The following is a 19,941-nucleotide window of genomic DNA, read 5'->3' as shown; positions in this document are numbered from 1 at the left end:
GCAGAATAAAAAGTGGTGGCGTCCGGACGGTTAGAGGCAGGAAAAATACAGCTCGCGCAAATAATTAAGCAGAATGCTGAAAAGTCGGAAACCGGGATATTGGCTGTCGGGCTGTCGGGCTGTCGGGCTGTCGGGCTGTCGGGCTGTCGGGCAGTATGCTCCACTGCCCGGCGAGGAGAGAATAGAATCAGTGCAGCATAGAGTGCCCGGTAATAACCGGTGCCCGATCTTCGTCTTCTCCGATCATCAATAGATGATTGGCAAAAGCTTCCATCACAATCATCGAAATCTGCTCTTCACTCTGCTTCATAAAGTGAACGAACTGCGCGTAAGTCACACCGGCACTCACGCTGAGCGACTGGCAGACAATCAGTTTTGGCAGATTATCATCCTGAATATCGAGGAACGCCTTCACCGTCAGTGAACTGGCGTTAATTTGCGACAAATCGCCGACCAGCGGAATCAGCGCAGTAGGCTTCACTTCGGCCAGCGCCGAAAACAGGATCACGTTATCAACCAGATCCAGTTTGGCATCAAACACACCGTCAAAATTCTGCATATGCGGCAGATGAAGGGCCTGGCAGGAATCACACTCAAACCAGGTGATGCTTTGCTGATCCAGCCAACGCCGTAATACGTCGAGATCCGGGACGATGAGTGAATCCATATGCTTTATCTCTTGCCACCATAAAATTGCGCACTAGCTTACGGAAAATCGTTAACAAAAACTACGTTTACGACAGAAATAAGACGTCAGCCACCGGTTTTGAGGCAGAAACCTGGACGAGCCTGTTCTTCGATCCAGCCGATCATCATTGCAGCAATATTAAGACCGGTCGTTTTTTCAATGCCTTCCAGTCCGGGAGAGGCGTTGACCTCCATGACCAGCGGGCCGCGTTCAGCACGAAGAATATCCACCCCGGCCACATCCAGACCGAGCGTTGCGGCCGCACGAACCGCAATTTCCCGCTCGCGATCGTCAATGACCACGCGTCGGGCGCTGCCGCCACGATGCAGATTGGACCGGAATTCCCCCTCTTTCGCCACCCGTTCAATAGCGGCAACGACTTCGCCACCGATCACGAGGCAGCGAATATCCCGCCCCTGCGCCTCTTTAATAAACTCCTGAACCAGAATATGCGCATTCAGCCCGCGAAAGGCGTCAATCACACTTTCCGCCGCCTGCCGTGTTTCCGCCAGCACTACGCCAATACCCTGGGTTCCTTCCAGCAGCTTCACCACCAGCGGCGCGCCGCCGACCATCTTTATCAGGTCGCTGGTATCGTCCGGCGAGTGCGCAAAGCCGGTAATGGGCATGGCAATCCCGGCGCGGGCCAGCAGCTGTAGCGAACGCAGCTTATCGCGCGCACGGGCAATCGCCAGCGACTCATTAAGAGGATAACTCCCGCACATCTCGAACTGGCGCAGCACCGCCGTTCCATAAAAAGTGGTTGAAGGACCAATACGCGGGATCACGGCATCAAAATGTTCCAGCTGGCGGCCGCGATAATGAATCGCCGAGGAGCCAGGGTTGATATTCATATAGCAGGAGAGCGGATCGATGACCTCTACACTGTGGCCGCGCGCGCGCGCAGCCTCAACCAGACGCTTACAGGAATAAAGCGAACCATCGCGAGAAAGTACGGCAATTTTCAACAGTTACCTCCGAAAGCGGGAAGATCAGCGCGTCGCCCAACCCTGCTGGTGCAGATAATCAAGAATAAACGGTCGGCTTTCTTTCACCAGCGTTTTACGAATATGGTCGCTCCAGCTTTCCACCCGGCGATTGCTGTCACGGCTCAGGTAGTAATTTTCCAGCTGGCGGTCATACGCTTCCAGCTCGGCCGGTTCCAGAGCCCGATACTGGTTTTCATGCACCAGCATTGTTGCAGGCATGCGCGGCTTGAAAACCGGGTCCTGCGCGGGTTCCCCCAGGCACAACCCAAACAGCGGCAGCACATATTTCGGCAGTTTAAGCTGTTGGGTCACCTCGGCGATATTATTGCGAATACCGCCGATAAACACGCCGCCAAAACCCAGCGATTCCGCAGCGGTCATTGCGTTCTGTGCCATCAGTGCGGTATCAACACAGCCCAGCAACAGCTGCTCTGCCAGCCCCAGTTGCGCATTCGGGCAAATCTGCTGCAGGCGATTAAAATCGGCGCAAAACACCCAGAACTCGGCGGCCTGGGCAACATATTTTTGCCCACCGCTCAGGGTGACCAGTGCCTCACGCAGTGCGGGATCGCTGATGCGTACTATTGAAGTGCACTGTAAAAAACTGGAACTGGAAGCCGACTGCGCAGCGGCAAGAATGGCAGCGCGCTGCTCCCCGGTCATCTTCCGCTCGGTAAAAGCGCGAATGGAACGATGGGCGCAGAGCAAATCAATGGTCGGCGTCATGAGAATCTCCTTTTTTCCTGGTATGCGAACGGCGCGTGTTAAATAAGTCCGGGGCCATAGCTTTAGCGGTGCGCCACATCATCACGATGGCGGCGGGCAGCATCAGGACAATCCCGGCGAAAATCATGACGGTTAGGGCCAGTTTACCGGTGAAAGGGGATGGCAAAGGAAGCAGTTCATGCAGCGTCAGCAGGGCAATAAGCAACACGATTCCACCCAGGGCTTCGAGAATAAGAACCGATCGGGGTAACTGAGTAAAAGCACGCATTCTGACTCTCCTTACGCTCTGTTAATCAACCCAAAAGTCCCGGCCTCGCGCCGCCACACTCTGCCTTAAAAGAGCAGAAAAACGCAAGGGGTATAGCCTGTACGAATCATACCAACAGGTAATTCCTTCTTTCATTCAACAGGGGTTGCGGGCATCATAGGCGGCATTGAGCAATAAGTTGTGACTTAAGTCACATAAAAGAATCCAACCCTTGAGGAGACATCTATGTTTGCTGTGATTTTCGGACGCCCGGGCTGCCCTTACTGCGTGCGTGCTAAAGAACTGGCTGAGAAACTGACTGAAGAGCGTGATGATTTTAACTTCCGCTATGTGGACATTCACGCGGAGGGTATCACCAAAGCAGATCTGGAGAAGACCGTGGGTAAACCTGTTGAAACCGTGCCGCAGATCTTCCTCGATCAGACTCACATCGGTGGCTGCACTGATTTTGAAGCCTACGCTAAAGCTAATCTGGGACTGTTCCAGTTTTAACAGCTTTGTTCCTCAGGGGAGGCGATATCGCACCCCCTGATGCTGTACTTCCCTCTTCGCCCCCCTTACCCTCTGCTCTGCCGCTGATGAATCTCCACCAGCGTTCGGCAAAGCATCACCGCCAATGCTCCTGAGCCACACCAGAAAACCGCGCTGGTGATAATTGCGATCTCCTGACCCAGCCCCACGCTATGAAAAGTGCTTAGCTGCATTAGCGCCAGGCAGGGCGGCGACGCCAACAGCACCGCCAGCAGTAAAACGGTAAACGGAGCCTCTTTCGACATCAGCGCCGCCAGCGCGCCGGGGATCATAAACAGCAGCAGGCCAAACTGGACGTGGTTAGCCCCACCGATAGCGATCAGATAACGCACGGCAAGAAAGAGCAACCCATAAAGAGAGCTGCAGGCAATAACACCAGACCAGCTGAAGGCTTTAACCCACATCAGAATCTTCTCCAGGTTATTTTTAACCCAACATCAATTCAAAAAAGAATGAGTGTGTGATTGTTATACAACAACAAATTTAATTATCTTGATATTGCTAAAAATAACCAGGCGGATGCTGGCTGTAAGGCAGTATAACGATTAAAATAGTCGTCGCTTTATCCGTAAACATCATTGCTAAAAATTAGCCCACAGCTCTCATGCTGTGACTGAACGGCAACGGGGCCTGGCGGATAAAATTTAGCGCATAAATGCCCTTTCATCAATAGGTTAATGGTAAACAAGAAGTTAAACCGTGAATATAAACGTCGCAGACTTGTTAAGTAGAAATTACATACTGTTATTGTTTGTTGTTTTATCATTGGGCTTGTGTTTAGGAAAATTACGACTGGGCTCGGTACAACTGGGTAATTCCATTGGCGTTTTAGTGGTTTCTTTGCTGCTCGGTCAACAGCATTTTTCAATTAATACCGAAGCCCTGAATCTTGGCTTTATGTTATTTATTTTTTGTGTCGGAGTTGAAGCCGGCCCGAACTTTTTTTCTATATTCTTCCGGGATGGAAAAAATTATCTGATGCTGGCGGTGGTCATGGTCACCAGCGCAATGATTCTCGCATTGGGATTGGGCAAACTTTTCGGCTGGGACATCGGTTTGACTGCCGGGATGCTGGCGGGGTCGATGACCTCTACGCCGGTTCTGGTGGGTGCAGGTGATACCCTGCGGCAAACAATGACAGAAAGCGATAGCCTCAGCCACGCGCAGGATCATCTCAGCCTCGGCTATGCCCTGACCTATCTGATTGGCCTCGTCAGCCTGATTGTTGCCGCCCGTTATCTTCCCAAACTGCAGCACCAGGATCTGCCGACCAGCGCCCAGCAAATCGCCCGCGAACGCGGCCTCGACCCGGACAGCAAGCGGAAAGTCTACCTTCCGGTGATCCGCGCCTATCGCGTTGGCCCCGAATTAGTTGAATGGAGCGACGGCAAAAATCTGCGCGAACTGGGCATTTACCGGCAGACCGGCTGCTATATCGAACGTATTCGCCGCAATGGTATTCTGGCAAATCCCGACGGCGATGCGGTACTCCAACCCGGCGACGAGATTTCACTGGTGGGTTACCCGGATGCCCATTCGCGCCTCGATCCCAGCTTCCGTAACGGCAAAGAGGTGTTCGACCGCGATCTGCTGGACATGCGCATCGTTAATGAAGAAATCGTGGTGAAAAATAACAATGCGGTTAACAAGCGGCTCAGCCAGCTCAAGCTGACCGATCACGGCTGCTTCCTCAACCGGGTTATCCGCAGCCAGATTGAAATGCCGATCGACGACAGCATCATCCTGAATAAAGGTGATGTGCTGCACATCAGCGGTGAAGCAAAGCGCGTGAAGTCCGTTGCTGACCGCATCGGCTTTATTTCGATCCACAGCCAGGTAACCGACCTGCTGGCCTTCTGCTCCTTCTTTATTATCGGTCTGATGATCGGCATGATTAACTTCCAGTTCAGCAGCTTCAACTTTGGCATTGGTAATGCCGCCGGGCTGCTGTTTTCCGGGATCATGCTCGGTTTCCTGCGGGCTAACCACCCTACGTTTGGCTATATCCCACAGGGTGCACTCACGATGGTGAAAGAGTTTGGCCTGATGGTGTTTATGGCCGGTGTCGGGCTTAGCGCGGGCAGCGGAATTAATCAGGGGCTGGGTGAAACCGGTCTGCTGATGCTGGCTGCCGGCCTGATAGTCAGCCTGCTGCCGGTCGTGATCTGTTTCCTGTTTGGCGCGCTGATACTGAAGATGAACCGCGCCCTGCTGTTTGGTGCCATTATGGGAGCACGTACCTGCGCCCCGGCGATGGAGATTATCAGCGATACCGCGCGCAGCAACATCCCGGCACTGGGATATGCAGGAACTTATGCGATTGCTAACGTTTTGCTTACGCTCGCCGGTACGCTGATCGTGGTAATCTGGCCGATTTTCGGCTGACAAAAAATATTTAGGGACTTCAGAGAACTTTTATAGCGGGGTGCAGTCTGAATTAATGCCACTGCTTTTCTTTGAAATCCCCAAATTGAGGAGCCCGTTAAACATTATGTTTAGCGGGTTTTTTTCTTTTCTGCTCCGTAACTTCCACAGCCTCCTTTCCTTCCGCTCTTAATGTTGCCTTAAGCGCTTTCAGGCATCGTAGACTCCCTGTACTTATCGTCGAAACGTCATGAAAATGTCATCAATTCTCAACAAACCCGAAACGAAGCGCGTAATTAGGAGGGAAGCTCTTTACCCTCTTCCGGCTGACTTTTATTTTAAGCAATCCGTGCTGTTAGTGCTGAGCGCGATGTTTCTGATTTGGCTGTCGCGCAGTGAAAGCTGGGACATGGCCATCAGCCAGATGGGGTATGACCCGTTGACTCAGCAGTTTCCATGGAAAGATAACGTCTGGCTGGATGTGATTAACCACCGCCTGTTAAAAGACCTGGTCATCGGCGGCGGTGTACTGCTGCTGATTGCCGGGATCGTACGCCGTCAGTGGCGTTGGGTACTGGTGGCACTGCTGATGGGTATCGGACCGCTGGTGGTTGGTGTGCTGAAAAGCAGCAGTGCGCACTCCTGCCCATGGGACCTGGTGCAGTTTGGTGGTCATGCCGTTTCCTATCCGCTATTTGGATCTATTCCCGAAAATAGCGGGCCGGGCCGCTGCTTCCCTGGGGGGCATGCCTCCAGCGGATTCAGTGCGATGGCGCTGTTTTTCCTGTTCTGGCCCCGTCGCCCGCGCCTCGCCTGGTGCTGCTGGTGGGCGGCGCTGGTACTGGGGACGGCCATGGGCTTTGGTCAGATTATGCGAGGCGCACACTTCATGTCCCACAACCTCTGGGCCGCGTGGTGGGTATGGCTGACGCAGTGTGTAATTTTCGGGTGCGTGACGCATCTGTTTAAAATGAAGAGGAAATAAATACAATGATGGAAGAGATTAACCGCTCGCTGTTTCTCTGGATTAACGCCAACGGCGACTCGCCGGGATGGCTGATCGCACTGGCAACGTTTATCGCCCGCGACGTGATTGCCATCGTCCCGCTGATGATCGTCGTACTGTGGCTGTGGGGGCCACGCAGCCAGCTGACCTCGCAGCGCGTGCTGGTGGTGAAAACCGGTGTGGCGCTGCTGTATGCGCTGGCAATATCCTGGAGCCTCGGCCATCTTTTCCCGCATCCTCGCCCCTTCGCAATCGGGCTCGGCCACCAGTATCTTGCCCATGCCCCTGATGACTCCTACCCCAGCGATCACGGCACGGTGATCTTTACCTTTGCACTGGCGTTTATTGCCTGGCATCGCATCTGGTCCGGTGCCGTACTGCTGGCTACCGGTGCGGCTATCGCCTGGTCACGCATCTACCTTGGCGTCCACTGGCCAATGGATATGCTGGGCGGGCTGCTGGTCGGCGTATTGTCCTGCCTGTTTGCACAAATTTTCTGGCTGATGTTCGGTAGTCGCCTGTTACCGCTGCTCTCTTCTCTTTATCGCACGGTATTTGCTTTTCCAATCAGTAAAGGCTGGGTACGCCACTAATTATTTGATGGGCCGGAATCCTCCGGCCCGCAACGCCAGGATAAACCTCTTCCTCTCCCTCCACTTTTCTTATTGCGCAATAAATCCGAATTAAATGCTGCCTGCTCACTGCCGTTGCGCAATTGATTAAACCAGCAACACTTCAATCCATAAAATTAAAATAACTCATTGTTTTTAATAAAATATAAAAACAGGCACTAACAAAAAACAGCCAACAAGACTACTATTTAACCATTTAAAAAACCTTAAATTCAGTTTAAATGCCTGTTAATAAAGCAGTTACCTGGTAGATAATCCCTGCAAAACCCCCTACGACAGATGTTCGCACCAAAAAAGGTAATAGAATTGTGACTGCGATCACCGGTAATAGATCATCCAGTGCTTTCATCTATTTTTTCTGATGGTAGAGTGTGCGCCATAAAAATCAGAGTGATTAATTAAATCCGTTATCGGTAATTAAAAATTGCTGTGCGGATGTTAAGCGATTTAATTAATTGTTTTTAAACACTGGAGAAAGTGATGGACTCATCCCAAACAGCGGTGCTCAATCCCGTAGCCCCTCAGGATGCCAGTACGTGGCGTAAAACCGACACCATGTGGATGCTGGGCCTGTACGGCACGGCCATTGGCGCAGGTGTGCTGTTCCTGCCGATTAACGCCGGAATTGGTGGCCTGATCCCACTGATCATTATGGCGCTGCTGGCCTTCCCGATGACGTTCTTTGCCCACCGGGGACTGTGCCGCTTCGTGCTTTCAGGCAGCAAACCTGACGGCGATATTACCGAAGTGGTGGAAGAGCACTTTGGAGTTGGTGCCGGTAAGCTGATCACCCTGCTCTATTTCTTCGCCATCTACCCTATCCTGCTGGTTTACAGCGTAGCGATTACCAACACCGTCGAAAGCTTTATGACCCATCAGCTGCAAATGCAGGCACCGCCGCGTGCGCTGCTGTCGCTGATCCTGATCGTCGGTCTGATGACCATCGTGCGTTTTGGTAAAGACATTATCGTCAGAACCATGAGCATGCTGGTGTATCCGTTTGTTCTGGTGCTGATGGCGCTGGCGCTCTATCTGATCCCACACTGGAACAGCTCGATTTTCAACAACATCAGTCTGAGCGGCAGCGGCAGTGGCCTGCTCATGACACTGTGGCTGGCGATCCCGGTAATGGTCTTCTCCTTCAACCATTCACCGATTATTTCCGCCTTTGCCGTAGCCAAACGCGGTGAGTACGGCGAAATGGCCGAGAATAAATGCTCCCGCATACTGGCTCGCAGCCATATCATGATGGTGATTACAGTGATGTTCTTTGTGTTCAGCTGCGTGCTGAGCCTGTCACCGGAAAACCTGGCGGAAGCCAAAGCGCAGAACATCTCTATCCTGTCCTACCTGGCAAACCACTTCAGTACCCCGCTGATGGCGTGGCTGGCACCGATGATTGCCATCGTGGCGATCACCAAATCTTTCCTCGGCCACTATCTTGGCGCGCGTGAAGGTTTCAACGGTACGGTGAATAAGATGCTGCGCAGCCGCGGTAAAACCATTGCTGAACATAAACTGAACCGCTTTACCGCGCTGTTTATGCTGGTAACAACCTGGATTGTTGCCACGCTGAACCCGAGCATTCTCGGCCTGATCGAAAGCCTGGGCGGCCCGATTATCGCCGTGCTGCTGTTCCTGATGCCGATGTACGCCATCAACAAAGTTCCGGCAATGCGTAAATACAGCGGCAAGCTGAGCAACGTATTTGTGGTGCTGGTAGGCCTGGTGGCGATTTCCGCCGTGGTTTACGATTTAATCTGATGTTCCTCAGCGGGCGGACCGATCGGTCCGCCCCTGCTTCACGAGCGCAAGTCAACAACAATTAGCGTTAGCTAAACAGCCCGGTGATTTTCATCACGATAAAGTCCCAGATACGGCCAAAGAATCCCGCCTCTTTCACTTCATCCAATACCACCAGAGGACGCTGATCGATGGATTTGCCATCCAGCTGGAAATCAATGGTGCCGACCACCTGATTTTTTGCCAGCGGCGCAGTGAGCTGCGGCTGAGTCAGCGTAAAGCTGGCTTTCAGATTCTTCATCTGTCCCTTCGGCACGGTGATCGCCGCATCCTTAGCAACACCAAGATTGACCTCGCTTTGCTCACCGTACCAGACGCGCTGCGTGGCAAACGGTTTACCGGCCTTTATCGGGGTCACCGTTTCATAAAAGCGGAACCCCCAGGTCAACAGCTTCTCGCTTTCACGCATGCGAATCGCATCGGTTGCCGTCCCCAGCACCACAGAAATCAGCCGCTGATCGCCGTCAACCGCCGATGCGACAAGGTTATTTCCCGCGCCGGAAGTATGACCGGTCTTGATACCGTCCACCTGCAAATTGGTGCTCCACAGCAGGCGATTGCGGTTGTACTGGCGGATTTTATTGAAAGTAAACTCTTTCTCTTTGTGAATCGCATACTCATCGGGCACATCGCGGATTAGGGCCTGACCAATCAGCGCCATATCACGAGCGGTACTGTACTGCCCGTCGGAATCCAACCCGTGTACGGTCTTAAAATGGGTATTCTGTAAACCCAGCGCCTTCACGTAGTTGTTCATCAGGCCAACGAAAGAATCCTGACTGCCCGCAACATAATCCGCCAGGGCGATACTGGCGTCATTGCCGGACTGAATGATAATGCCCTTGTTCAGCTCTGAAACCGGGATGCGATCCCCCGGCTTCAGGAACATCAGCGATGACCCCTGCAATACTGGATTGCCGGTCGCCCAGGCATCTTTACCCACGGTGACCATATCATCTTTGTTAATCTTGCCGGATTTCAACGCCTGACCAATCACATAGCTGGCCATCATTTTGGTCAGGCTGGCCGGATCGAGGCGGTCGTCCGCCTTGTATTCCGTCAGCACTTTACCGCTGTTGTAATCCATCAATATCCAGGCTTTGGCATCAATCTGAGGCGCAGCAGGAGCCTGTTCAGCGTAGGCCGCTGGCAGTGTTAATAACACCGTTGTGGCAGTGACCAGCGTAAAAACGCTGGCAGAAAGGAGTTTTTTCTTCATGGCGTGACCGGATATCCATTTGAAAGACGTGTATTCGAAGCGCAATCGGGTACAGAGCCACCCTACACTAAGACGTTACATCACTTAAAAGAACCTTCGAACCGTAAAGTTTCTTAGAGTTTATTAGATAAATCTTAACCTTGCCTGTCATGATGGGTAAATAATCGCCAACCCCGACACGATTACACCAGGACAAATTCTGAATTAGGGTTAAACGGTTAAGCCTGTCACAATAATTCGCTACTCTGAGAGCAATCTGCTGAGGAGGAATGACCATGGATCTCGCACTGTTTGACCTGGATGAAACTATTATTTGTGAAGACAGCACAGGATTATGGCTGCACTGGCTGGTTTCTCAGGGCTTCGCCCCTCCCGCAATCCTTCAACAGGAGCAGGCGCTGATGGATCGGTACTATCAGGGTACCCTTTCAATGGAAGAATATATGGATACCACGCTTGCACCGCTGGCGGGCCTGGCGACCTCGACGGTTAGCGGCTGGATACGTCGATTTATCCAGCGTGACATTGTGCCGCGCGTCTATCCGGCGGCACGCGAGCGTATGCGCTGGCATCAGCAGCGCGGCGATACGGTAATGGTGATTTCCGCCAGCGGGGAGCATCTGGTGGCCCCCATTGCGCAACGCCTGGGTGCCGATTGCGCACTGGCGATTGGCGTTGAGGTGGTCGACAGCCGCTACAGTGGCAAAATCTTCGGACCGCTGACCTATAAAGAAGGCAAGGTGGAGTGCGTTAATCGCTGGCTGTCGCAGAGCAGCGCCCGCCAGTTTGAGAAAACCTGGGCCTACAGCGACTCAATAAACGATCTGCCGATGCTGGAAAATGCCGATCGCCCGCACGTGGTGAATCCGGCCGATACGCTACTCTCCCTGGCGCAGCAGCGCGGCTGGGAAGTGTGTAACTGGGTACGCTAGAGCGCTATTTCAGGGAGCCAGCCCCACCCGCAGCAGCTTGCCGTCGGACTCATCGGTGAGCAGATACAGCCAGCCGTCCGGCCCCACGCGGACATCGCGAATGCGCTCGCCGCGATCCTCAAGCAGGCGCTGCTGATCGACTACCCGCTCGCCGTTCAGGCTGAGCCGAATCAGATTCTTTTCCTTCAGCGCGCCGATAAACAACGAGTTTTTCCACTGCGAAAAGCGGTCGCTGTCATAAAATGCCATACCGCTGATAGCGGGTGAAACCTTCCAGTACCAGATCGGCTGCAGCGTTCCCTCAACCTCGCCGGCTTTTGAGCCGGGAACTTTCGCACCGCTGTAATCGATACCCCAGGTCGCCAGCGGCCAGCCGTAGTTGGCCCCTTTGCGTAAAATATTCACTTCATCACCACCGCGCGGACCGTGTTCGCTCTCCCACATCTGCCGGGTCCAGGGATTGAGCGCCAGCCCGTGCGGGTTGCGCATTCCCCACGTCCAGATTTCCGGGCGCGCCCCTGCTTTACCCACTAGCGGATTATCCGGCGGTATTGCACCATCCGCCTTCAGCCGCACAATTTTTCCCTGTAGCGCATTCAGATCCTGCGCTTTTTCAGCCTGAAAGTTATCCCCGAAAGCGATAAACAGATTTCCACTGTCGTCGAACGCCATGCGGGTACCCAGATTAGCTCCACCGGAAAGGCCCGGCTGCTGGCGGATGACTTCGCGGAAATCGCTGAGCTGCTGATAATCCTCACTGAGCCGCCCATAACCTACGACAGCCCCACCGCGTCCATCCGACTCGCCCCGCGTATAGCTCAGCCAGACGCGGCGGCTCTCGGCAAAGTCGGGGGCCAGCACCACGTCAAGCAGGCCTCCCTGGCTGCGGGTCCAGACTTCCGGTACGCCTTTAAGCGGCGCAGATAGCCCTTTTCCGGCCTGCCAGCGCCGGAGCTCGCCGGATCGTTCAGTGATTAACATCCCCTGATTATCAGGTAAGAACGCCAGTGCCCAGGGATGATTAAGACCATCCTGTAGTTCTTCAACCGTTACGTTTTCCGCCATAGCCGTCGGGCTGAACAGCAGTGCGAGCAGGCTAACAGCGGCCAGAGGTTTGAACATTGTTTTCTCTCCGTAACGGGATGTATCAGATAACCGTAGCGAATCGGGGCTAAAGAGGCGGGCTTTTTACAAAACCTTAATGAGGAATGGGAAATCCGCAGCGCTGAACGGAATCCATCACTATTAATTCGTGTAGGGTATGAGTTCATTCACATGCCGCTGAGGAATGGGTGCATGAGGTTCAGCCTCTGCTGCTGCTCCGGGCGGTCCTCGCGCCGCGTTGCGGTGCCTTCGGTTACGCCATTTCGCCGACGGATCGGCCAGGATTGAACATCCCTGTTCAAACCCGGCCTGATGGCAGCGTCCCTGCTGCCTTCTCCTGGCGTAATGCCTCCACCTCAGCGCTGCGGATGCCCTTACGCAGCAGCAGAGGCTTTCTCCTTTGAGCATTTTATCGCTGCATGAACGTCGCTTTAGCATCGGATGTAAGCATGAACCTACAGAGTTATTTAAATATCAGGCAACGCAAAAGTCAGAAAGCAGGCTGGCCGTGCCCCCGCTCGGGCAATCCGCAGCGCTGAATGCAGAGAGGAAGCCAGGATTCGCCTGCATGGACGCAGGCGAAAGGCCCAGCCGCGCAGGACGCGCGTCTGGGCCGGTCCGTGAGGCTGACGAACGGAGTGAAGGAACCGCAACGCGGCGCGAGGACCGCACGAGCGGGGGCACGGCCAGCCAGCGCAAACTACCAAATCTGCAAACAACTTCACGGTAGATCGCACATCTTTGCCGGTCCGTGAGGCTGACGAACGAAGTGAAGGAACCGCAACGCGGCGCGAGGACCGCCCAAGCGGGGGCACGGCCAGCCAGCGCCAACTTCAGAATCTGCAATCAACATAACGGCAGAATGCCCGACCGGGACAACAACCAGCATAGCATTCAGATACTGACCGATAACGCGGCCAAGCTGTACCTGTTCTGCCTGCTGCCGCCCGCAGCGAACATTATCGTGCTGGAAACCCACTACCTCGGCACCGGCCGTTCGGCGAAAGCGATTTCCTGCGGAACCTGTATCAGCATTGTTGCCATCGCAATTTACGCTGCCGCGATCGTGCTCAGCCGCATGATGTAAGTTGGATGATGTGCCGTGAGAAGGACGATGTAAGTTAAATGCTCTGAGCTGGATAATGTGAACCGCACGGTGTGCGTTGGGTAATATCAACCGGGTGGTTTGAGCGCGCAACTGTCCCTGCGCGCTCAACGTGCTATCAGTGCTATCAGTGCTATCAGTGCTATCAGTGCTTCAGTTTAGGGTCCAGCGCATCGCGCAGACCATCCCCCAGCAGATTGAAGGCCAGCACCGTCAGGAAAATGGCCAGACTCGGAAAGATCGCCACGTGCGGCGCCATCACCATATCCGCCTGCGCCGCATTGAGCATTGCGCCCCACTCCGGCGTTGGCGGCTGAGCACCCAGCCCCAGAAACGACAGGCTGGCGGCAGAGATAATTGAGGTGCCGATACGCATCGTGAAATACACCACGATGGAAGAGAGCGTTCCCGGCAGAATATGGCGCAGAATAATCACCCAGTCCGGCGCACCGATGCTGCGAGCGGATTCAATATAGGTCAGGTGCTTCAATACCAGGGTATTACCGCGCACCAGCCGGGCAAAGGCTGGAATGCTGAAAATCGCCACCGCGAGGATCACGTTAGACATGCCGTTACCGAGTACCGCCACCACCGCTATCGCCAGCAGGATACCGGGAAAGGCGAACAGCACGTCGCAGATGCGCATAATAATGCGGTCCCACCAGCCTTCGTAATAGCCGGCCAGCAAACCCAGCAGCGTGCCGATAGCGGCCCCCACCGCCACCGAAAAGACCCCGGCAACCAGCGACAAACGCGCACCGAGCAGCACGCGGCTGAAGATATCGCGGCCCAGCGCATCCACGCCGAACCAGTGCAGCATCGACGGCCCTTCATTAAGCCTGTCGTAGTCAAAATAGTTTTCCGCATCGAACGGTGCCAGTACGGGGGCAAATGCAGCCACCACGACCAGCAGCACGATAAATATGGCTGCCGCCATCGCCAGATGCTGACGACGAAAACGCCGCCAGAACTCACGCCACGGGGTACGCAGACGATCGGGGCTGATTGTCGGCAGTGCGGATAGCGCAGCTTTGCGTCGCCAGTTAAGCATCAACCATCCTTATTTGTAGCGAATTGCCGGATTGATCGCCGCGTAGAGCATATCGACCATCAAATTAATCAGGATAAACTCCAGTGAGAACAGCAGCACCTCGGCCTGAATCACCGGGTAATCACGCATCTCAACGGAATCCACGAGCAGCCGTCCCAGTCCAGGCCAGTTGAACACCACCTCCACGACGATCGACCCGCCAAGCAGGAAGCCAAACTGCAGCCCCATCATGGTGACCACCGGAATCATCGCATTGCGCAGGCCGTGTTTGACCACCACCAGCGATTCACGCACGCCTTTGGCACGCGCGGTACGCATGTAATCTTCCTGCATCACCTCGACAAACGATGCGCGGGTAAAGCGGGCCATCACTGCCGCGACGGCGGCACCAAGGGTAATCGAGGGTAAAATATAGTGCTGCCAGCTGTCGGCGCCAACGGTCGGCAACCAGCCCAGCTCAACGGAAAACACCTGCATCAGCAGGATACCCAGGGCAAAAGCCGGGAAGGAAATGCCGGACACCGCCAGCGTCATCCCCAGACGGTCGGGCCAGCGGTTGCGCCACACGGCGGAAACAATGCCAATCGCCATGCCGAAAACAACCGACCACGCCATGCTGCTCAGCGTCAGCCAGAAAGTGGGCATAAAGCGCAGCGCAATCTCTTCAGACACCGGGCGTTTTGACACCATCGACAGGCCAAAATCCCCCTGCAACGCATTGGTGATATAGCGCCAGAACTGCTGCGGCAGCGGCAAATCCAGCCCCAGCTGTTCGCGTACCATCGCCACCACTTCGGCATCCGCTTCGCGGCCGGCAATCAATCGCGCCGGGTCTCCCGGCAAAAGATGAACAAACAGAAACACCAGCACCGCCACAATCAGCAGCGTCGGGATCAGGCCCAGCAGGCGTTTAATAAAATAGTTAAGCATCGATGTTCCTACGCCCCCTTAACAGGGGGCGTTTTTGCTGTCGGGCGTTACTTCAGGTCAGCATCGTCGAAGCTGAACGAGGTATCCGGCATCACGTAGAAACCGGTCAGGTTTTTAGTGTTGGCGGAAACCAGCTTCTCTACCACCAGCGGCACCCACGGCTGATCTTTCCAGATGCGATCCTGGGCATCTTTATACAGGGCGGATTTTTTCTCGCCGTCGGTAGTGTTCAGCGCATCGGTCAGATCTTTATCCACCTGCGGGTTGCTGTAGAAGGCGGTATTAAAGATGGTTGGCGGCCAGGACTGAGTGGCAAACAGCGGCGTCAGCGCCCAGTTGGCTTCACCGGTCGATGCCGACCAGCCGGTGTAGAACATTCGCACGCCGCTCTCTTTCTGGCCCTTATCTTCAACCTGCGCCGCACGCTGGCCGGCATCCATTGCCGTCAGCTGTACCTTGATCCCCACCTGCGCCAGCTGCTGCTGGGTAAACTGCAGCACCTTCTGCGCGGTGCTGTGGTTATGGGAGGACCACAGCGTGGTGCTGAAACCGTCAGGATAGCCCGCCTCTTTCAGCAGCTCACGCGCCTTCGCCGGGTTGTACTCCGGTGCCGGATAGCTTTGTGCGTACTGAATAGACGGCGGAACAATACCGGTTGCCGGAGTGGCATAACCGGCAAAGGCCACTTTTGCCAGCGCATCACGATTAATCGCGTAGTTAACCGCCTCGCGCACTTTCGGGTTATCAAACGGCTTCTGGGTCACGTTCAGGCTGATATAGCGCTGCATAATGGATGGTGAGGTGACCAGATCGAGCTTGCTGTTTTTCTCCAGCAGTTTGGCCTGCTCGAAGGGGATCGGGAAAGCAAAGTTCGCCTCACCGGTTTGCAGCATTGCCGAGCGGGTATTGTTGTCGACCACCGGACGCCAGGTAATGGAGTCCAGCTTCGGATAGCCCGGCTTCCAGTAGCCGTCAAACTTCTTCACTTTAACGAAGTCGGTTTGATTCCAGGTGACAAATTCATACGGACCGGTTCCCACCGGGTGGAAGCCGATATCCTTACCGTACTTCTTCAACGCGTCCGGGGAAATCATCGCGGCCACCGGGCTGGCCAGCGTATTGATAAAGGCAGAGAACGGCTGCGAAAGCGTAATCTTCACCGTGGTCGGGTCGATAACTTCAGTGCCGGACACCACTTTAAACAGGTTAAAGCGCTTGAGGTGATTGTCAGGATTGCTGGCGCGATCGAGGTTGGCCTTCACCGCCGCCGCATTGAACTCCGTACCGTCCTGGAACTTCACGCCGCTGCGCAGTTTGATGGTGTAGTTCAGACCGTCGGGACTGACCTGATAGCTCTCGGCCAGCACGTTCTGCAGCTTCATGTCCTTATCAAAACCGAACAGGCCCTGATAGAAGGATTTTGCTACCGCCTGCGACAGCGTATCGTTCGCATCATACGGGTCGAGGGTGGTAAAATTAGAGGCGACGGCGATCGTCACATCCTTCGCCGCCCAGGCAGGCAGAGCGGCAAAACTGCCCAGCAGCCCGGCGGTTAACAACAGCTTATGCGTTTTCAGAACCATCATCTCAATCTCCTGTCTCTTATTTTCATTATCAAATAATCAGGCGCGGTTAATCGCATGGCGGGCAACATAATGCCCGGCACTGACCTCAACCAGCGGGGCCACCAGCGGTTCATCGCCAAGGGCACGGATCGGGCTGGGAATTTCATCAACAAGCAGCGCTCGTTCGCGGCGGCGATGGCCGGGCTGGGCGACCGGCACGGCCGCCATCAGCTTGCGGGTATACGGATGCTGCGGATTTTCGAAGACGGCCTGGCGCGGGCCGATCTCTACGATCTGCCCCAGATACATTACCGCCACCCGGTGGCTGATGCGCTCAACCACCGCCATATCATGGGAAATAAACAGAAACGCAATGCCGTAGTCGCGCTGGAGGTCAAGCATCAGGTTAATAATCTGCGCCTGAATCGACACATCCAGCGCGGACACCGATTCATCGGCAATCACCACCTTCGGATTCAGCGCCAGCGCCCGGGCGATACAGATACGCTGCCGTTGGCCGCCGGAAAATTCGTGCGGATAGCGCTGCGCATGTTCCGGCAGGAGACCGACCCGCTCCAGCAGGCTGGCCACTCGCTGCTCGGCCTCCTGCCCGCGGGCGATGCCGTGGACCAGCAGCGGCTCCATAATCGAGTAGCCCACCGTCAGACGCGGATCGAGAGAGGCGTAAGGGTCCTGAAAAATAAACTGAATATCGCGGCGCAGATGCGACAGCGCACTGCCTTTGAGCAGATCGATGCGCTTACCGTCAAAGGTAATCGAGCCGCCCTGGCTCTCTACCAATCGCAGCAGCGATCGCCCGGTGGTGGATTTGCCGCAGCCGGATTCACCGACCAGCGCCAGCGTTTCGCCGTGATGAAGATCGAAGCTGACTTTTTCCACCGCATGCACTCGCCGTGTAACGCGGTTAAAGATACCGCTGCGAATATCAAAACGTGTCACCAGATCGCGAACCTGCAACAGCGGCGGGCCGTCTTTACGCACGGTATCCTGCGGCGGCTCGTTCGCTGCAACCTCGTCACCCACCAGTGGAAACTTCTGCGGAAAGGGGCGACCGGTCATTGCACCGAGTTTTGGCACCGCCGCCAACAGCGCACGGGTGTAAGGCTCTTTCGGTGCGGAAAACAGCGCATCTACTTCGCCGGTTTCCACTACGTTGCCGCGATACATCACCTGTACCCTATCGGCCATTTCCGCCACCACGCCCATATCGTGCGTGATAAATATCACTCCCATCTGCATTTCCTTTTGCAGTACGCGGATCAGCTGCAGGATCTGCGCCTGAATGGTCACATCCAGCGCGGTGGTCGGCTCGTCGGCAATCAGCAACGCCGGGCGACAGGAGAGCGCCATGGCGATCATCACCCGCTGACGCATGCCGCCGGAGAGCTGATGCGGATAGCGGGACATAATATTTTTAGCTTCCGGAATGCGGACCAGATCCAGCATGCGCTTCGCTTCCTCCAGCGCCTGCTGGTGATCTTTCCCCTGATGCAGGCGAATAGACTCGGCGATTTGCTCACCGACAGGAAACACCGGGTTCAGCGAGGTCATCGGCTCCTGGAAGATCATCGCGATATCGGCACCGCGAATCTCACGCAGTTTCCGGGGGGAGAGCGTCGCCAGATCGACCTGCTGCTGATTGCGGCGGCGTAGCAGAATGCTGCCGCTATCAATGCTGCCACCGCCCTGCTCTACCAGCCGCATCAATGCCAGTGAAGTCACCGACTTACCGGAACCGGACTCGCCGACAATCGCCAGCGTTTCGCCTTCGCGAACCGTTAACGAGAGATTATTTACCGCCTGAATGCGCTGACCTTCCTGCTGAAAACTCACGCTGAGGTCGTTGACCGTCAGCACCCGTTCGTTGTGCTGGTGAAGCGCGCTCATCAATACTCCTCGCGAAAAATAGCCGCCACCGGCGCTTCGCCGACCACGCCGTAACCGCGATACATCCCTTCACTGTTAAACGGCAACAGCACATTTCCCTGGCGATCGATGGCGATCAGCCCACCGCTGCCGCCGAGCTGAGGGATTTTTTCCATAACGACCCGTTCGGTCGCCTGCTGAAGCGACAGGCCGCCGTAGTTCATCAGCGCGGCAACATCATAGGCCGCAAGAGTACGAATAAAGACTTCGCCGGTGCCGGTACAGGAAACCGCCACCGTATCGCTGGCATAGCAGCCCGCACCCGGCAGCGGGGAGTCACCCACCCGGCCAACCTGTTTATTGGTCATGCCACCGGTGGAGGTGGCGGCAGCAAGATTTCCCGCTGAATCCAGCGCGACGGCACCGACGGTGCCCATTTTACGATCCGGGTCGAGCGGCTCGCCCGAACGGGCTTCGTCGTGATCCAGCACCACTTTCTGCTGGTTCTGCGCCCGTTCAAGCTGCTTGCGGCGGCCCGGCGTAGAGAAAAAGTCAGCGGCAACCATTTCCTGCCCCTGGGCAGCCGCAAACGATTCCGCACCGGCGCCAGTGAACAGCACGTGGGGACTGTGTTCCAGCACCGCGCGCGCTGCCAGCACCGGATTGCGAATATGGGATACGCCCGCGACGGCACCAGCTTCAAGCGTACGGCCATCCATCACGCAGGCATCAAGTTCATGGGTCGCCTGATGGGTAAATACCGATCCCACCCCGGCGTTAAACATCGGGCATTCTTCCAACAGACGGACCGCTTCAGTCACCGCATCCAGCGCGCTGGAACCGCTGGCCAGCATCGCCTGGGCGCTGGCCACAATCTGCGTCAGCGCCTGACGATAGCGTTGCTCGGCTTTTGCATCCATACTGGTACGAGTTATCGTGCCTGCACCACCGTGGATGGCAATCGTCGCTCTGACCATGATTATTTATCCTGTCTGTTAAATCAGCATGAAAAACACCGGGTTAGCTGGTATTTTTTGAAAAAATACCGTTTTGACTATAGGTAGCATACCTGAGGTTGTAAAGCGGAAAGTTCGCACCCTGATAATAACCAATGGTTCTAACTTAGCTGCGTTTCTTACTT

General features: G+C 55.2%; 19 protein-coding genes. 7 read left to right on the top strand and 12 right to left on the bottom strand.

Features of this window, described 5'->3' with window-relative positions; all coding sequences use genetic code 11:
- Nucleotides 1-187 precede the first annotated feature (187 nt).
- The 4 genes from IBT46_RS11295 to IBT46_RS11280 form a co-directional block, all read right to left on the bottom strand.
- Complete coding sequence (locus IBT46_RS11295) at nucleotides 188-667, bottom strand: YbjN domain-containing protein (RefSeq protein WP_200545749.1); 480 nt, start codon at nucleotides 665-667, stop codon at nucleotides 188-190.
- 86 nt (nucleotides 668-753) lie between these two features.
- Nucleotides 754-1,656 carry a 30S ribosomal protein S6--L-glutamate ligase gene (gene rimK / locus IBT46_RS11290; protein WP_200545748.1) on the bottom strand — a complete coding sequence of 301 codons (903 nt, stop codon included), beginning with the start codon at nucleotides 1,654-1,656 and terminating at the stop codon, nucleotides 754-756.
- A 24-nt stretch (nucleotides 1,657-1,680) separates the two neighbouring features.
- A complete protein-coding gene (gene nfsA, locus IBT46_RS11285; RefSeq protein ID WP_200545747.1) occupies nucleotides 1,681-2,403 on the bottom strand; it encodes an oxygen-insensitive NADPH nitroreductase in 723 nt (240 codons plus the stop codon).
- Entirely contained in the window at nucleotides 2,387-2,671 is a 285-nt protein-coding gene (locus tag IBT46_RS11280; protein ID WP_200545746.1) for a YbjC family protein, read from the bottom strand. Before IBT46_RS11280 ends, nfsA begins: the two co-directional genes overlap by 17 nt.
- 225 nt (nucleotides 2,672-2,896) lie before the next feature.
- Between IBT46_RS11280 and IBT46_RS11275 the strand changes: the two genes are divergently transcribed.
- Nucleotides 2,897-3,163, top strand: a complete 267-nt coding sequence (locus IBT46_RS11275) for a GrxA family glutaredoxin (protein WP_200545745.1) — start codon at nucleotides 2,897-2,899, stop codon at nucleotides 3,161-3,163.
- Nucleotides 3,164-3,228: 65 nt separating this feature from the next.
- On the opposite strand, the gene ybjM is transcribed toward IBT46_RS11275, so the two are convergent.
- Nucleotides 3,229-3,606, bottom strand: coding sequence for an inner membrane protein YbjM (ybjM, locus tag IBT46_RS11270; protein ID WP_105593487.1), 378 nt, complete (start codon nucleotides 3,604-3,606; stop codon nucleotides 3,229-3,231).
- A gap of 295 nt (nucleotides 3,607-3,901) precedes the next feature.
- On the opposite strand from ybjM, the gene IBT46_RS11265 reads away from it, so the two are divergent.
- From IBT46_RS11265 to IBT46_RS11250, 4 genes are all read left to right on the top strand, one after another.
- Nucleotides 3,902-5,587, top strand: a complete 1,686-nt coding sequence (locus tag IBT46_RS11265; RefSeq protein ID WP_200545744.1) for an aspartate:alanine antiporter — start codon at nucleotides 3,902-3,904, stop codon at nucleotides 5,585-5,587.
- Between the two features lie 229 nt (nucleotides 5,588-5,816).
- On the top strand, nucleotides 5,817-6,551 hold the full coding sequence (locus IBT46_RS11260; RefSeq protein WP_200545743.1) for a phosphatase PAP2 family protein: 735 nt from the start codon (nucleotides 5,817-5,819) through the stop codon (nucleotides 6,549-6,551).
- A gap of 8 nt (nucleotides 6,552-6,559) precedes the next feature.
- A complete protein-coding gene (gene ybjG, locus IBT46_RS11255; protein WP_200545818.1) occupies nucleotides 6,560-7,165 on the top strand; it encodes an undecaprenyl-diphosphate phosphatase in 606 nt (201 codons plus the stop codon).
- 519 nt (nucleotides 7,166-7,684) lie between these two features.
- On the top strand, nucleotides 7,685-8,968 hold the full coding sequence (locus IBT46_RS11250; RefSeq protein WP_200545742.1) for an HAAAP family serine/threonine permease: 1,284 nt from the start codon (nucleotides 7,685-7,687) through the stop codon (nucleotides 8,966-8,968).
- 67 nt (nucleotides 8,969-9,035) lie between these two features.
- Here IBT46_RS11250 and IBT46_RS11245 read toward each other — a convergent pair whose 3' ends face one another.
- Nucleotides 9,036-10,226, bottom strand: a complete 1,191-nt coding sequence (locus tag IBT46_RS11245; RefSeq protein WP_200545741.1) for a serine hydrolase — start codon at nucleotides 10,224-10,226, stop codon at nucleotides 9,036-9,038.
- Nucleotides 10,227-10,501: 275 nt separating this feature from the next.
- Here IBT46_RS11245 and IBT46_RS11240 point away from each other — a divergent pair, with 275 nt between their 5' ends.
- On the top strand, nucleotides 10,502-11,158 hold the full coding sequence (locus IBT46_RS11240) for an HAD family phosphatase (protein ID WP_105593492.1): 657 nt from the start codon (nucleotides 10,502-10,504) through the stop codon (nucleotides 11,156-11,158).
- Between the two features lie 9 nt (nucleotides 11,159-11,167).
- On the opposite strand, the gene IBT46_RS11235 is transcribed toward IBT46_RS11240, so the two are convergent.
- Nucleotides 11,168-12,280 carry a PQQ-dependent sugar dehydrogenase gene (locus IBT46_RS11235; protein WP_200545740.1) on the bottom strand — a complete coding sequence of 371 codons (1,113 nt, stop codon included), beginning with the start codon at nucleotides 12,278-12,280 and terminating at the stop codon, nucleotides 11,168-11,170.
- A gap of 844 nt (nucleotides 12,281-13,124) precedes the next feature.
- On the opposite strand from IBT46_RS11235, the gene IBT46_RS11230 reads away from it, so the two are divergent.
- Nucleotides 13,125-13,349, top strand: a complete 225-nt coding sequence (locus IBT46_RS11230; RefSeq protein ID WP_234480085.1) for a hypothetical protein — start codon at nucleotides 13,125-13,127, stop codon at nucleotides 13,347-13,349.
- 163 nt (nucleotides 13,350-13,512) lie between these two features.
- Here the strand turns inward: IBT46_RS11230 and gsiD are convergent, their stop codons facing one another.
- The 5 genes from gsiD to IBT46_RS11205 are packed head-to-tail and all read right to left on the bottom strand — an operon-like array spanning nucleotide 13,513 to nucleotide 19,777.
- Nucleotides 13,513-14,418, bottom strand: a complete 906-nt coding sequence (gene gsiD / locus IBT46_RS11225; RefSeq protein WP_200545739.1) for a glutathione ABC transporter permease GsiD — start codon at nucleotides 14,416-14,418, stop codon at nucleotides 13,513-13,515.
- Nucleotides 14,419-14,427: 9 nt separating this feature from the next.
- Nucleotides 14,428-15,348, bottom strand: a complete 921-nt coding sequence (gene gsiC, locus IBT46_RS11220; RefSeq protein ID WP_105593496.1) for a glutathione ABC transporter permease GsiC — start codon at nucleotides 15,346-15,348, stop codon at nucleotides 14,428-14,430.
- Between the two features lie 47 nt (nucleotides 15,349-15,395).
- Complete coding sequence (gene gsiB, locus IBT46_RS11215) at nucleotides 15,396-16,931, bottom strand: glutathione ABC transporter substrate-binding protein GsiB (RefSeq protein WP_370569439.1); 1,536 nt, start codon at nucleotides 16,929-16,931, stop codon at nucleotides 15,396-15,398.
- A gap of 39 nt (nucleotides 16,932-16,970) precedes the next feature.
- Nucleotides 16,971-18,821, bottom strand: coding sequence for a glutathione ABC transporter ATP-binding protein GsiA (gene gsiA, locus IBT46_RS11210; protein ID WP_200545737.1), 1,851 nt, complete (start codon nucleotides 18,819-18,821; stop codon nucleotides 16,971-16,973).
- Nucleotides 18,821-19,777 (bottom strand): isoaspartyl peptidase/L-asparaginase, encoded by a 957-nt coding sequence (locus IBT46_RS11205; RefSeq protein WP_200545736.1) that lies wholly within the window; start codon nucleotides 19,775-19,777, stop codon nucleotides 18,821-18,823. The genes gsiA and IBT46_RS11205 overlap by 1 nt, the downstream gene beginning before the upstream one ends.
- Between the last annotated feature and the right edge of the window lie 164 nt (nucleotides 19,778-19,941).

Source organism: Erwinia sp. S38 (assembly GCF_016624545.1).
GTDB lineage: Bacteria > Pseudomonadota > Gammaproteobacteria > Enterobacterales > Enterobacteriaceae > Erwinia > Erwinia coffeiphila.
This window is presented reverse-complemented; position numbering and strand designations above follow the sequence as displayed.